Below are 14,127 nucleotides of genomic sequence, written 5' to 3'. Positions count from 1 at the left end.
TAGCAAAGCATCAGTATTTTTACCATTTGACAAGGGATGATAAAAAAATCGGTTAAACAAGTGAGTTTTACTTATAAAAAAGGCCTGAATCTTCAGGCCTTTGATACTTTTAATAAAGGATGAATGGCTATCCCTTATTTATTGCGCTGCATCGCCATTTTCTACTTTCAACAGCTCCACTTCAAAAACTAGAGTAGAGTTTGCAGGAATGGTTGGCGTATCTTGCTCGCCATAGGCTAATTCTGGCGGAATGACGAACTTATATTTAGAACCTACTTGCATCAGTTGCACGCCTTCTGTCCAACCAGGGATCACACGGTTTAGCGGGAAAGTTGCAGGCTCACCACGATCGTAAGAGCTATCAAACTGAGTACCATCGGTCAGAGTGCCTTTGTAATGCACTTGTACCGTATCGGTCTCTTTTGGTGACTCGCCTTGCGCTTCAGTTAAGACTTGATAAAGCAATCCTGAATCAGTTTTTTTGACGCCTTCTTGCTTCTCAAACTCAGCGCGGAACGCATCTCCAGCTTGCTTATTGGTGGCGGCTTTTTCAGCCGCTTGTGCTTGCATTGACGCAGCAACACGCTTATCCAACGCTTCTAATGCTTCACGGGTCTGCTGTTCATCCATTTGCGGTGCACCAGCAAAAACATGCTCGATACCTCTCAGCACCATGTCTTTATTAAGATCAATACCAATTTCATTAGGCTTTTCGATACTACTGGTTAAATAATTAGCAAAAGAAACACCTATCGCGTAAGCCGCTTTATCATCCTCTGACTTAAAAGTGACACTTTGAACGGCAACAGAGGCATTTGGGGTAGCCGTTGTCTCTTCTTTCTGACAACCAGCAGCTAGCGCAACCGTAGCGGCAAGCAATGACACTTTAAAAAACGATTTCATTCAATTCTCCAACTTTGTAGGTAAACCTTTCTGTTATTGAGCACAAACCGACGAATTAAACTGGTGCACAATAGTATGTTGTACCAATATAACGGTATGTTTCGTAATTGTCTTTACTACTCAACGGATAATTAATTGTGCTGCGGATAATTTCTCATTTCATAGTACCAACGGTTGTCATTTTTCTGTTAAATGGCTGTTTCTTCTTTAATCAAGAGACTGACCGCTGGATTTTAGAACCCAATGGTTCGACCGGATTTGGCTTAAGCCGCGACGGACGCTTTGCATTAATTTATTCCCAAGAGCACCAACTGGTCTTATGGGATTTAGCACAACGGCAAATTCTAGCAGAGCTAGGCGCACAAGACCCAGAAGCCAACCCTGTCTCGTACATTCGTATTACTGATAATGGCCGTTATGCGATTACTGCCACACAAATCAATTTTGCCGTATGGGACTTAAGCTGGACCCAAGCTCAAGGGTTATGGTCCATTTCTGATGGTTTAATCATGGATGTCGCTCTGAGTAACGATGGGCAACAAGTGTTACTGGGTGTATCCAACGGTAAAGCCATCTACGTTGATTTAGTCACTGGACGACGACTTGAGTTCCTTGCTCACCAAGAAAAAGTAAATTCTGTCGCTTTATCCCCCAACGGTCGTTATGCCTTAACTGGCGGAAATGATTATACCGCTTATCTATGGGATACTCAGAGTGGACAGATTATCTACAGCTTTGAACATGAACAGCGGGTTAACCGTGTTGCTTTACAGCGTGATGGCCAGTTAGCTTTTACTTCTGATGGCGGTAATCAATCGATTATTTGGAATTTACAAACGGGTGAAAAGCAAGCCAAACTACGTAGTCTTTCTAGACAGCTTATTTTCTCTAGCGCACGATTTTCAGATGATGGGCGTTATCTACTCACTGGAACGCCATCTAGTCGCATCGAAGTATGGTCTACTGATCACGGCAAAAAATTAGCTCGCTTCGAAGCTCAACCACAAAAAGATGCGCGCCCGCCAAGAGCGGTGGTGTATGATGCGGTTTTTAATCCACAATCCAGCGTTATTTCTGGCACCTCTGCGGGAATCGCTCAAGAATGGGAGTTCAATCCATGATCATGCAAAACGCAACCGAACAACAACTACAACAACGAATTGATGATTTAGAGTGTAAACTCGCTTTTCAAGAACAAACCATTGACGAACTCAATGCTGCTCTAACCCAACAGCAGCTATTAATTAATAAAATGCAGGATCAGATGAAATATGTGGTCGGGAAAATGAAAAATATGGATACGTCAAACTTAGCGGATCCAGCCAATGAAACGCCACCACCACACTATTAATAACTTTGAATAACTCAAAAAACGTCACTCAAAGCATGAAGACATAAACGATCACCATCCCTATTACAACTAAACACCCCCCTATTCGCCGCAATTGATTATCTTCTTGCTGTGCGAGTTGCTGCATCATAGTCCGCCACCCTTGAGGAGCAATCAGCGGCCCTAAACCTTCAGCGATAAGCAATAATCCTATCGCAATCCATAATGATGTAGTCATTGTCTACCTTACTAAAAAAAAGAAAGGCTCCTTAGGAGCCTTTCTGAATAATATTACAATGGTATTAAACCACTTAGAATAAGTGTCTAGCCATTATTTTACTGATGAACCTTTAGCGCTATTCATGTATTGGAAGAAGTCACTCTTTGGATCCAAAACTAAGATATCACTTTTCTGGCTAAATGAGTTTTCATACGCTTGCAAAGAACGCAAGAAGCTAAAGAACTCAGGATCTTTGCTATAAGCGTCAGCATACACTTTGGCTGATGTTGCATCGGCTTGACCACGAGTAATTCGCGCAGTTCTGTCTGCTTCAGCTAAAATAGTTGCCACTTCAAGATCCGCCTGAGCACGAATAACTTCTGCTCTTTCACGGCCTTGTGAACGGTGACGACGAGCAACCGCTTCACGCTCAGCACGCATACGACGATAAATTGACTCACTGATTTCATCTGGAAGGTTAATCTTCTTCATTCTGAAATCAACCACATAAACACCCAAATCTTTGCTTGCATTGACTCGAGTATCTTTCAGAACATTCGCCATGATCTGATCGCGTTGGCCATCGACTTCTAAAGCTTGTCTCGCGGCTTCAGTGGTGACAATCTCATCATCAGGACTATCAGGAAGTACCGCTTCATTGCGCGGACCAGAAACAATTTGTTTGATGTCTCGAGAACCGATCTCTGCCCTTAATACGTCCGTAACCCGACGTTCAAGGAGAGCTTGTGCGGTAAAAATATTACCTCCCCCCGTCGCTAAGTAGAATTGGCCAAAATCTTCAATTCGCCACTTAACGTAGGTATCGATAATAACGTCTTTTTGCTCAGAGGTTACAAAACGGTCTGAACGTCCATCCATGGTTTGAATACGAGCATTCAGTGTGTGTACTCGATCAAAAATAGGCATTTTAAAATGCAAGCCTGGTTCATAGATTTTAGACATTTCATTGTCGTCTTGAATCACTCGTCCAAAACGAATGACAATGCCTCGCTCACCTTCTGGAACCACAAACATCGACATCAAGAGCAATGCTAAAAAGACGACAATGACCGGGATCATTAACTTACGCATGTTTAGTTTCTCCCTTGACGAGTATTAGTTGAGCGAGGAGGCGTATTACTGCTTGGGTCATTACGTTGTGACTGCAGTCCAGCTTCATCTTGCAATGATAATGAGCGAGTCTGACGAGACTGGCTAGCCCCTTCTTGACCTGCAAGTTTATCAATCGGCAAGTAGAGCAAGTTACCACTCGATTCTGAGTCAATCAAAATCTTCGAACTGTTGGTATACACTTGTTCCATTGTATCGAGATACATACGATTGCGCGTTACTTCTGGAGCGGCTTGATACTCAGGTAACAGTTTCTCAAATTGAGCAACCTGACCAAATGCTTCATTAATGATTCGCTCGCTGTAACCTAATGCTTCTCGTTTAACACGTTCAGCACGACCTGTGGCTTGAGGTAAAATCTCATTCATGTACGCCTCAGCTTCACGAATGAAACGCTCTTCATCTTCTCGAGCAGCAATCGCGTCATCAAAAGCATCTTTAACCTGCTCTGGTGGACGTGATGACTGGAAGTTAACGCCAACCACTAATAGACCCATATCATAATCATCGATGATTTGGTTGAGTGTTTGTTGAGTACTTTGACGAATTTGTTGACGACCTACCGTTAAGATACTATCCATCAGTGAGTCACCAATCACCGCACGTAGCGCTGAATCGGTGGCTTGATGCAAACTATCATCGGGATTAACAACTCGATACAAATACTTGTATGGGTCAACGATACGATATTGAACATCCATCGCCACGTTGACGACGTTTTCATCTTTGGTCAACATGATACCAGAAGCGCTCAACGAACGAATCGCTTGAATATTGACAGGCGTTACTTCATCAATAAAACGAGGGCGCCAGTTCAAACCAGGATTAACTACACGATCGTATTGACCTAGTCTTAAAACAACGCCTCGTTCGGCTTCTCCAATTGTATAGAAGCCTGAGAAAAACCAAATGGCAACAGCAAGCACGGCGATAACGCCAAAACCCATTGCTCCACCACCAGCAAACGAAGGCCCATTGCCTCCTTTACCAAACTTTCCGCCCAGCTTCTGACTCAGTTTATTAAACACTTCGTCTAAATCTGGCGGACCTTGCTCACGACCACCTTTGTTACCGCGATTATTATTTCCCCAAGGGTCATTATCGCGGCCGTTGTTGCCGTTGTTATTTCCGGGCTCATTCCACGCCATTAGAAAGCTCCATCATTTGATATGACGTTATACTCTAGCAGTCCTTTAAGTGACGATAAAGTCACGTAAAACTGCCTCTTCTCTTTTCTCTAGTCTAGACCAATCCACTTGTTGCATACGAACTGATATTAGCAGATTGCCCTCTGGATCATACTCTTCCTTTTCAATGCAGTTCATTTGGAAGAAAGTGCTCCGAATTCGACCTTGATGTTCAGGAGGAACGCGTAAACAATATTGGACGATATTACTGGCCAGACGTTCGGTCAGCGCAGTAAACAACTGATCCATCCCCAACCCATCCATCGCCGATACCCAAACAGCTCTAGGAACACCTTCATCATCTCTTTCTATACGAGGATATTGGCCTTCTAGATTATCGATTTTGTTCATAACCAGTAAACTTGGCACTTCATGTGCGTCAATCTCTAGTAGAACATCATCAACCGCTTGGATATTCTCACGAAAGCGGTCGTCACTGGCATCCACAACATGTAACAAAATGTCAGCTTGCTGAGTTTCTTGTAACGTTGCTTTGAATGCCGCCACTAAATCGTGGGGTAAATGACGAATGAACCCTACCGTATCGGCCAAAATAGCTGGCCCTACATCCAGTAGTTCGATCTTTCGTAGCGTCGGGTCTAACGTAGCGAACAGTTGATCCGCAGCGTACACTCCAGCGGAGGTAATTTGGTTAAACAGAGTCGATTTACCTGCATTGGTATAACCAACCAGTGAAATCGTTGGAATTTCTGCACGGTTTCTCGCTCGGCGTCCTTGTTCACGCTGTTTTGCCACTTTCTCTAAACGGCGTAGGATCGCTTTAATTCGCTCACGCAATAAACGTCGGTCAGTTTCTAACTGAGTTTCTCCTGGCCCACGTAAGCCAATCCCACCTTTTTGTCTTTCTAAGTGGGTCCAACCTCGAACTAAACGGGTCGAAATATGACGCAACTGAGCTAATTCAACTTGCAACTTCCCTTCGTGAGTACGAGCTCGCTGAGCAAAGATATCCAGAATAAGACCGGTTCTATCAATCACTCGACATTGGCAAAGTTGTTCTAAATTTCGCTCTTGAGCAGGGGAAAGGGAATGATTAAAAATCACCACGTCGGCTTCAGTTGATTGCACAGCTTGAGCAATCTCTTGAGCTTTGCCCTCTCCAACGAAATATTTAGGGTGAGGAGATTGGCGGCTACCAGTCACTACCTGCAGAGTTGATACTCCAGCAGAAGAGACCAGCATTTCGCACTCTTTGAGATTTTCCCACTCACCCTTTTGCGTAAAGTTGATATGAACAAGTACCGCTCGCTCACCGGCTTCATAACGGTCAAACAAGCGTTCAACTCCTTAATGAATGATAATATGACGTCAAATAATTAATCGTCGGATTTCTCTGTGCCACGCTCACCTGCAGGTCGATCACCAGTGTGATGGCTAACCGGGCGTGCAGGTACAACGGTAGAGATAGCATGCTTATAAACCATCTGATTTACGGTGTTTTTTAACAAGATCACGAATTGATCAAACGATTCAATTTGACCTTGTAACTTAATGCCGTTTACTAAATAGATAGAAACAGGAATACGCTCGCGGCGTAGTGCATTTAAGAATGGGTCTTGTAGAGATTGCCCCTTAGCCATTTTATTTTCCTTATTTGTATTTTGTTGTAGTTATTTAGCTAGTGGTGCACATAAGTTGGTGCGGCCTTTACATCTGAGCTAAACGATAAAAACACCCTATACCACTGATCTATCAATACAATATTGATCAACAAGTGACGGTTCCTTTACAGGGTACATCACGCAAAAGCGATCACATTATACACAGCTTACTCAATCAGATGCTATGGCATTTGCAAGAGTTTCTACCGCGCGTTCAATGTTCTCACTATCCAACCAAGTTAACTCATCCCAGCTGCGTAACCAGGTGAGCTGACGCTTGGCTAACTGACGGGTGGCACAAATACCACGATAAATAGCCTCATCAAGCGTGCTATTTCCGTCAAAGTAATCCCACATCTGTCGATAACCAACACAACGTATTGAGGGTAGATCAGGATGAAGATCATTACGATCATAGAGCGCTTTGACTTCTTCTTCAAAACCTGATTTGACCATCTTCTCGAAGCGGAGTTCAATTCGACGGTGGAGCTCAGCCCTATCCATGGGCGCGATGGCAAACTGCTTAACTCGAAAAGGGATTGATTCTCCTTTCGTTTGTGTCAGTTCAGTAAGAGTTTTACCTGAAATTTTATAAACTTCCAATGCTCTCGACAATCTTTGTGGATCATTTGGATGAATTCTTGCCGCTGAAATTGGATCAATTTGTTGCAGTTGGGCATGCAGAGCCGCCCAACCTTGCTCTTGAGCTTGTGACTCGATTTGCTGACGAACCGCTGGATTAGCCGCAGGTAAAGGCGATAAACCATCTAACAAGGCTTTATAATAAAGCATGGTCCCACCAACCAGTAACGGGATTTTTCCCTCATTAACAATGGCTTGCATTTCTCGTAGCGCATCTTGTCGAAAATCCGCAACGGAGTAAGCTTCACTCGGATCTAAGATATCAATCAATCGATGGGGAGCCAAAGCCAACTCTTTGGCATCAGGCTTTGCTGTGCCAACATCCATTCCTTTATAGATCAATGCTGAATCAACACTGATGATTTCGACAGGATATTTCTGACGTAAACGAATGGCTAAATCGGTTTTACCGGAGGCGGTTGGGCCCATTAAAAATAAAGCTAATGGTAGTGGTTTGGTCATTAATTTAATGCTGCAATGGTTGCCGAAAAATCGACAGGTTGAATAAAATGGCCATCATGCAATGGCAGTTTACCTGGCCATAATTGCTCAAGCTCGGCAATTAATTGAATGGCTTCTGATAAAGTGTAGTCGTTTTTTTCTATCAAGACACGCTGGCTAAGCCACGTGACGATATTGTCGACATTCAAAGTCAACACTCCTGAAGCACCATGTGAAGCAAGGTAAGATAACAGATCCGGAATCAAAAGCTGTAGATTTTGCTGTCTTAATGGCTGAGGAACCCCCATCACCATCACCGTCTGATGAGAACGAGTCACCAGATGAATCCCTAAACGTTCGAGCAACTCACGGTATAATTCGAAACCACGGATCTCCTCGTTAGACACTTTTACACTCAGAGGGACCAATAACGGCTGACTCTTTAATGGCTCTTCTTGACTATTTAATTGACCACGAACTCTCCACTCAACTGCTTTCGTTAGCGCCAGTAAGACACATCCTTGATCGGTAGTCATCAGCAGATATTGTCCATCAACGACAGCGATGGCGATGGCTTTACCTAATTTAGTCACTATCCGTGAAAGCGTTGACGATTTTTCAGTGGTTGATAAACGATTTTCTATTGAAACTGGCGCTTCGCTCACTTTCATTAACTGCTGATAAGCTTGACTTTGCTCAGCCATAACTGGCGCAGACGATCGTGGCTTAGCCGTCGTCGGACGATTCCATGAGTGAGAGGCTTTTGCTTCTTGAATGACCGCTTGCGATGGACGTTCTGTCGTTAAATACTGACGAGAATAACCGTCTTTATCACTCAGATTTCGAGCTGGCTGATCAGGCTCCGTTGACCGCTCATTCGACATATATGTCGGAACAGGAGCAGAGAAAGCGGCTTGGTTAAGCTCGGGAGTTTCAATATGTTGACTATCAGCAAGAGCACCGCTTAGTGCTTGATAAATAAAATCATGCACTAAGCGAGCTTGATGAAAACGAACCTCATGTTTCGCAGGATGTACATTGACATCAACCAAATGAGGATCAAGTTCAATGAACAGTACATAGGTTGCACATTGATCTGGCCTTAAACTGCTCTCATAACTTTGTCGAATCGCATGATTGATCAGCTTGTCACGCATCATACGTCCGTTTACATAACAATATTGCAGATCACTTTGCTGACGAGCGCCTTGTGGCGTCGTTATCCAGCCATGCAATCTTAACCCTTGATGAGCTAGCTCTATTTTCAGCATATGCTTAACAAAAGGCGCACCACATACCGCAGCCAAACGATTTTCTTCTTGCCGTTCACTGCTCGCGGCACGGTACTGACGGATAATTTTTCCATTATGGCGTAGCGTCAAGCTGACATCAAAACGGCTCAAAGCAATACGCTTTAAGAGTTCATCAATATGGGTAAACTCTGTTTTTTCTGTACGTAAAAATTTGCGTCTTGCCGGTGTATTGAAAAACAGATCCAAAACTTCAACTGTGGTCCCTACTGGATGGGCACTAGGCTGCAGCTTGACAGCCATATCGCGCCCTTCACTGTACGCCGACCATGCTTCTTCTTGAGTCGCCGGACGAGAAGTGATGGTTAAGCGAGAAACCGAGCTAATACTGGCTAACGCTTCCCCACGAAATCCTAGGCTGATGATCGCTTCGAGATCGTCCAGTGTTTGTATTTTCGATGTCGCATGTCGACTTAAGGCTAAGCCAAGCTCATCCTTATTGATCCCAGAGCCGTTATCGCGAACTCGAATTAACTTAGCGCCACCTTTCTCAATATCAATTTCAATCCGTGTGGCCCCTGAATCCAAGCTGTTTTCTACCAGCTCTTTTACTACCGAAGCCGGCCTTTCCACCACCTCACCCGCGGCAATTTGGTTTGCTAAACGGGCGGGTAGAATACGAATCGTCATAACCTGCCTATCTTATCGGTTGGGAATGATCAGTACTTGGCCTACCGCCAATTGATCTGATCGCAATTGATTAGCCTCACGAATACTCTGTACCGTTACATTGTACTGATTGGCGATCCGACCAAGAAACTCACCACTCTGTACCGTGTGTTTACGCAAAGGTTTATCTTTTAAGCTCACCGTAATATTAAGCTTTTGACCAACAAATAACGTGTCAGACTTAAGGTTATTTTCTCGGCGTATCGCATCGATAGAGACTTTATAATTCGCCGCTAAACGGCCTAAAAACTCTCCCGATTTAACCACATGGGTAATGGTTTCGGTTTCCACTGGATTATTGACCACCGGTACCGGAATAGGACCACGTTCTCCTCCGGGAATAGTTAATCGCTGACCCACCGTTAAGCGAGAATCTTTTAATTTATTCGCTTGCATGATCCCGGAAACGGTCGCTCCATATTTTTGGGCAATCACAGATAACGACTCACCTCGTTGTACTTGATGTTGCTGAGTTTTACCTCGGTTAGCAAACAAGGTTCCTTCTGGAGGATTTTCCTCAAAGTATTGCACTAACGCTTTGCCCATCGCTCGTGCGAGCTTATCTTGATGGCTACGTTGAAAAATCAATCGCTCTTCGATAGGGTTAGAGATAAAACCAATCTCTACTAATACTGATGGAATATCGGGCGACTTCAATACCGCCAGACTGGCATTCACAGGCTCCGCTTTATGTAAGTGAGCGACTTTGCCTAGCTCTTGTAAAAGATTGGTCGCCACTTTATGGCCTTCTTTTTGCGAATGGCTAAACTGTAAATCTAATAATGTTTGACTGACATTACGGTCGTTATTCGTCCGCGCCAAAACTTCACCGGCCCCTCCGAGTAACTCCGATTGCTGCTCATGATTTTCAACCCAACGCGCAATTTCAGTGTTGGCCCGCCGAGTATTAAGCACAAAAACTGAAGCCCCTCTTGGCTGTGGAGTATGAAAAGCGTCAGCATGAACTGAAACCAATAGATGAGCACGATTACGACGAGCAATTTCAGTCCGATTATTCAAGCTTACGTAATAGTCACCGGTTCGTGTTAATACGGCTTTCATACCCGGAACCGCATTAATTTGATCCGCCAATTTTTTAGAAACGCTTAATGTGGCATCTTTTTCAAATTTACGAGTTGGGCCAATAGAACCGGGATCTTCACCACCATGTCCCGCATCGATAGCAATAATAATATCTGCAGTACCGACTAACTGAGACGCATCGCGGCTCACTACATTGGGCGAACGAGCGGGCGTACTCGACGTCGCCGCTGCAGGAGCGGGTGAATGAGGTAAATCAATCACCAAACGATGACCATATTGCCCACCTGGTGTGGGAGGTAATTTAAAAATATTGGGCGTCGACTTATTGGCTAATTCAAGTACTAAACGAAAAGTTGTTTTTTCTGGTGGTGTACTCGCGCGAATCCGTTTCAATATCGCACTATCAGAGACCGTCACTGGCAAAGCGGCGGCTAATGAAGTCTGTTTTAGATCGACCACCAAACGTTCTGGGCTGCTTAGCGTGAAATAACTAAAGTCCGCTTCAGACTTTAAATCGATCACTACGCGAGTGGCATCAGGTGAAGGCCAAACTCTAACCCCTTCTAATACATTAGCCTGAACGCTACTGATAGCAGATAATAATGTGACCAATAGCCACCAATAACGCAAAAAACGCAAAAAACGACCGTAATTAATGCTCAACATAACTCCAACTGACTCAATAAGGTGCATCCATACTCGCTATTTGCGCTCACACTCGCTCGACGTTGTTCACCCTCATAGCGAAGCGATATTGTTAAATCTGGTGTTGGCAATAAACCTTGGCCTTTTTCAGGCCACTCCACCAAGCAAATAGCATCATCGGTAAAATAGTCACGAATTCCCATAAACTCGAGCTCTTCAGGATCCGCCAATCGGTAAAGATCAAAATGATAAACCTGCCAATCCGCTAATTGATAAGGCTCAACTAACGTATAAGTTGGGCTTTTCACATTTCCTTCATGGCCTAACGCTCGAATGAAACCGCGACTTAAGGTAGTTTTCCCTGCGCCTAAATCACCGTAAAGATAAAGTGTCGTCTGCTGGGAACATAATTGAGCTAAGCGTATTCCTAGCATTACCGTCTGTTGTTCATCTTTTAAAGTAAAGGTTTTTATGCTCATGAATCGGATCTCTAAAGCGTCTAGCTAGCACTATATAAAAATAAAAAGAGAACGAATAGTAAACTGGGTTAGTTTTAAGAGACAAGCTCTGTTCTGTAAGTAAACAGAAAAATCTTCATATCAAATCTAATATCGATACAACTAGCCACTCACTGGCTGGATCAATCGAATGAGATCCGTTAAGATCCGCCGCCCAATGACCATGACCAATACTGATAATGGACCTTCATTCACTAGCCGAACAAATCAAACAATGGGCAAAAGAACTCGGCTTTGACAAAGCAGGGATCTGCGACGTCGATTTAAGTCAACATGAAGCAGCTTTACAAGCATGGTTAGATGCAGGGTATCACGGTGAGATGGAGTGGATGGCTCGCCATGGTATGTTACGTGCTCGCCCAGCAGAACTGTTACCCGGTACACTTCGAGTGATCAGTGTCCGCATCAACTACCTTCCACCACAAGCGCAATTTGCCGCGAATTTATCAGATCCAACCCAAGGTTATATTAGTCGCTATGCACTTGGACGCGATTACCATAAATTGGTTCGTAATCAACTCAAAAAATTAGCTGATAAAATCGAACAAGAAGTCGGTCAGTTGGGTTATCGTCCTTTTGTTGATTCCGCACCTATTTTAGAAAGGCCTCTGGCACAAAAAGCTGGGCTTGGCTGGACGGGAAAACATTCTTTAATTCTCGATAAAGAGGCAGGATCATGGTTCTTTTTAGGCGAACTGCTTGTTGATATTCCTCTGCCAGTCGATACACCTTCAGAGAATCAATGTGGACAGTGTCGAGCATGTATGACCTCATGCCCGACTGGTGCGATTGTCGAAGAAGGGGTTGTCGATGCACGGCGCTGTATCTCTTATTTAACGATTGAGTATTCAGGGGTGATCCCAGAAGAATTTCGAACGGCAATCGGTAATCGTATCTATGGTTGTGATGACTGCCAACTCGTCTGCCCTTGGAACCGTTTTGCTGATCTTACCCAAGAAGACGACTTCCATCGACGAGATGTGTTGAATAATGCCGATCTTGTTGCTTTATTTTCATGGGATGAGAAAACCTTTTTACACCATATGCAAGGTTCTGCCATACGCCGTATAGGTCATCAACAATGGCAACGCAATTTGATTATTGCAATGGGTAATGCGCCCTATTCACAAAGAATCATCGATGCCTTAGAGCAAAAAACTGGAGAAAGTGAACTATTAGATGAGCATATTGAATGGGCATTAACACAACAGAGAGAGCAGTTGGCTAGCATTACGAATAAACAGCAAAGGCTAATTAGAATTATTGAAAAAGGCTTGCCGAGAGATGCGTGAGCATGAAATAACCCAACATCATTGATGTACATTCTTTGATTCACTTCGCAAATTCTTAGGTGTGGAAAAATATTAAATGAGACAGCGTTTGCTAAACTTCAAAAAAGTTAATCACATTAGCAGGAAATGATAAGGATCAAAGAAAATACAGTTAATGATCGTTCACGCGGCTCTTACACCACAGAGAATAAATCAAAATACCATTTAAAATCATTAACTTAATAAAAAATTATCACTCTGATATTATTCCCCATCGGCAAAAAGATCGTCTGAACAAGCCTCTATCTTCAAGCTAAAAACACGTTATGCACCAACTTATCCACAAATTTAAAATGTGGATAACTCTGTGCATGGATAAAACAAAGCCTGACTACATCAGCGGTAGACTCCGTTTTTAGTCATGTATCTAATACGATTTCTGGCCAAACTTTCTTGGCAGAAAATAAGATGTTTTTTTTGATGGGGTTATGCTTCACAGCATGATAAAGAGCATTGACATGGTGTCAATTTTTCAGAATAGACAGAAAAAACCACGCAACAGCGTAGTCTTTTGTTTTTAAATTGGTTGCGGGGGCCGGATTTGAACCGACGACCTTCGGGTTATGAGCCCGACGAGCTACCAGGCTGCTCCACCCCGCGTCCGTATTGCTCATCGTTAAGCACGATGTAGGCTTGAAACTGGAGCGACACACGAGGTTCACTTTCTTTAAACAAAAAGGCGTGACCTCAACCTTGGAAAGGTTGCGCTCTATTAACTGAGCGAATGTCGCATCTCATTACTAAGCGCAATGAAAGCTTGAATCTGGAGCGACACACGAGGTTCGAACTCGTGACCTCAACCTTGGCAAGGTTGCGCTCTACCAACTGAGCTAGTGTCGCATTTCACCGTTAAGCACGATAAAGGCTATCTGTTTGGTTGCGGGGGCCGGATTTGAACCGACGACCTTCGGGTTATGAGCCCGACGAGCTACCAGGCTGCTCCACCCCGCGTCCGTATTGCTCATCGTTAAGCACGATGTAGGCTTTGTAACTTTATTGTTTTATCGCCATCAGCAATAAAAGCAAATCTGGAGCGACACACGAGGTTCGAACTCGTGACCTCAACCTTGGCAAGGTTGCGCTCTACCAACTGAGCTAGTGTCGCATTTCACCGTTAAGCACGATAAAGGCTAT

At 43.9% G+C, this 14,127-nt stretch carries 13 protein-coding genes and 5 tRNA genes; 3 read left to right on the top strand and 15 right to left on the bottom strand.

The window, feature by feature from the left end; all coding sequences use genetic code 11:
* Positions 1-138: 138 nt before the first annotated feature.
* Complete coding sequence (gene fkpA, locus CAG60_RS00485) at positions 139-903, bottom strand: FKBP-type peptidyl-prolyl cis-trans isomerase (RefSeq protein WP_154169330.1); 765 nt, start codon at positions 901-903, stop codon at positions 139-141.
* Between the two features lie 140 nt (positions 904-1,043).
* Here fkpA and CAG60_RS00480 point away from each other — a divergent pair, with 140 nt between their 5' ends.
* Together CAG60_RS00480 and CAG60_RS00475 are read left to right on the top strand one after the other, a co-directional pair.
* Positions 1,044-2,024 carry a WD40 repeat domain-containing protein gene (locus CAG60_RS00480; RefSeq protein WP_161438033.1) on the top strand — a complete coding sequence of 327 codons (981 nt, stop codon included), beginning with the start codon at positions 1,044-1,046 and terminating at the stop codon, positions 2,022-2,024.
* Positions 2,021-2,254 (top strand): SlyX family protein, encoded by a 234-nt coding sequence (locus CAG60_RS00475; RefSeq protein WP_161426322.1) that lies wholly within the window; start codon positions 2,021-2,023, stop codon positions 2,252-2,254. The genes CAG60_RS00480 and CAG60_RS00475 overlap by 4 nt, the downstream gene beginning before the upstream one ends.
* Positions 2,255-2,282: 28 nt before the next feature.
* On the opposite strand, the gene CAG60_RS00470 is transcribed toward CAG60_RS00475, so the two are convergent.
* The 9 genes from CAG60_RS00470 to tsaE form a co-directional block, all read right to left on the bottom strand.
* Positions 2,283-2,471 carry a DUF2065 domain-containing protein gene (locus CAG60_RS00470; protein WP_158137743.1) on the bottom strand — a complete coding sequence of 63 codons (189 nt, stop codon included), beginning with the start codon at positions 2,469-2,471 and terminating at the stop codon, positions 2,283-2,285.
* A 93-nt stretch (positions 2,472-2,564) separates the two neighbouring features.
* Positions 2,565-3,545 carry a protease modulator HflC gene (gene hflC, locus CAG60_RS00465; RefSeq protein ID WP_158137742.1) on the bottom strand — a complete coding sequence of 327 codons (981 nt, stop codon included), beginning with the start codon at positions 3,543-3,545 and terminating at the stop codon, positions 2,565-2,567.
* A gap of 2 nt (positions 3,546-3,547) precedes the next feature.
* Positions 3,548-4,732, bottom strand: a complete 1,185-nt coding sequence (gene hflK / locus CAG60_RS00460; protein WP_158144345.1) for an FtsH protease activity modulator HflK — start codon at positions 4,730-4,732, stop codon at positions 3,548-3,550.
* Positions 4,733-4,777: 45 nt separating this feature from the next.
* Positions 4,778-6,067 carry a ribosome rescue GTPase HflX gene (gene hflX, locus CAG60_RS00455; protein ID WP_158137738.1) on the bottom strand — a complete coding sequence of 430 codons (1,290 nt, stop codon included), beginning with the start codon at positions 6,065-6,067 and terminating at the stop codon, positions 4,778-4,780.
* Between the two features lie 41 nt (positions 6,068-6,108).
* Positions 6,109-6,372, bottom strand: coding sequence for an RNA chaperone Hfq (gene hfq / locus CAG60_RS00450; RefSeq protein ID WP_004397627.1), 264 nt, complete (start codon positions 6,370-6,372; stop codon positions 6,109-6,111).
* Positions 6,373-6,564: 192 nt separating this feature from the next.
* Positions 6,565-7,497: a tRNA (adenosine(37)-N6)-dimethylallyltransferase MiaA gene (gene miaA / locus CAG60_RS00445; RefSeq protein WP_161438027.1), complete on the bottom strand. Its 933-nt coding sequence runs from the start codon at positions 7,495-7,497 to the stop codon at positions 6,565-6,567.
* Positions 7,497-9,416 (bottom strand): DNA mismatch repair endonuclease MutL, encoded by a 1,920-nt coding sequence (mutL, locus tag CAG60_RS00440; RefSeq protein WP_161438026.1) that lies wholly within the window; start codon positions 9,414-9,416, stop codon positions 7,497-7,499. Before mutL ends, miaA begins: the two co-directional genes overlap by 1 nt.
* Positions 9,417-9,428: 12 nt before the next feature.
* Complete coding sequence (locus CAG60_RS00435) at positions 9,429-11,165, bottom strand: LysM peptidoglycan-binding domain-containing protein (RefSeq protein WP_443275264.1); 1,737 nt, start codon at positions 11,163-11,165, stop codon at positions 9,429-9,431.
* Positions 11,159-11,623 (bottom strand): tRNA (adenosine(37)-N6)-threonylcarbamoyltransferase complex ATPase subunit type 1 TsaE, encoded by a 465-nt coding sequence (gene tsaE / locus CAG60_RS00430; RefSeq protein WP_161438024.1) that lies wholly within the window; start codon positions 11,621-11,623, stop codon positions 11,159-11,161. Before tsaE ends, CAG60_RS00435 begins: the two co-directional genes overlap by 7 nt.
* A 218-nt stretch (positions 11,624-11,841) precedes the next feature.
* Between tsaE and queG the strand changes: the two genes are divergently transcribed.
* A complete protein-coding gene (queG, locus tag CAG60_RS00425) occupies positions 11,842-12,954 on the top strand; it encodes a tRNA epoxyqueuosine(34) reductase QueG (protein ID WP_161438023.1) in 1,113 nt (370 codons plus the stop codon).
* Between the two features lie 562 nt (positions 12,955-13,516).
* On the opposite strand, the gene CAG60_RS00420 is transcribed toward queG, so the two are convergent.
* From CAG60_RS00420 to CAG60_RS00400, 5 genes are all read right to left on the bottom strand, one after another.
* Positions 13,517-13,593 (bottom strand) — tRNA-Met (locus CAG60_RS00420).
* 40 nt (positions 13,594-13,633) lie between these two features.
* Positions 13,634-13,724 (bottom strand) — tRNA-Gly (locus tag CAG60_RS00415).
* A 33-nt stretch (positions 13,725-13,757) separates the two neighbouring features.
* Positions 13,758-13,833 (bottom strand) — tRNA-Gly (locus CAG60_RS00410).
* Between the two features lie 34 nt (positions 13,834-13,867).
* Positions 13,868-13,944: transfer RNA gene (locus CAG60_RS00405), tRNA-Met, on the bottom strand.
* Positions 13,945-14,022: 78 nt separating this feature from the next.
* Positions 14,023-14,098, bottom strand: a tRNA-Gly gene (locus CAG60_RS00400).
* Positions 14,099-14,127: the final 29 nt, after the last annotated feature.

The sequence above is a fragment of the Vibrio sp. V33_P6A3T137 genome (genome assembly GCF_009904835.1).
Classification (GTDB): Bacteria; Pseudomonadota; Gammaproteobacteria; order Enterobacterales; family Vibrionaceae; genus Vibrio; species Vibrio metschnikovii.
Note: the sequence above shows the minus strand (reverse complement) of the source record. Positions and strands in the feature narration are given on the sequence as shown.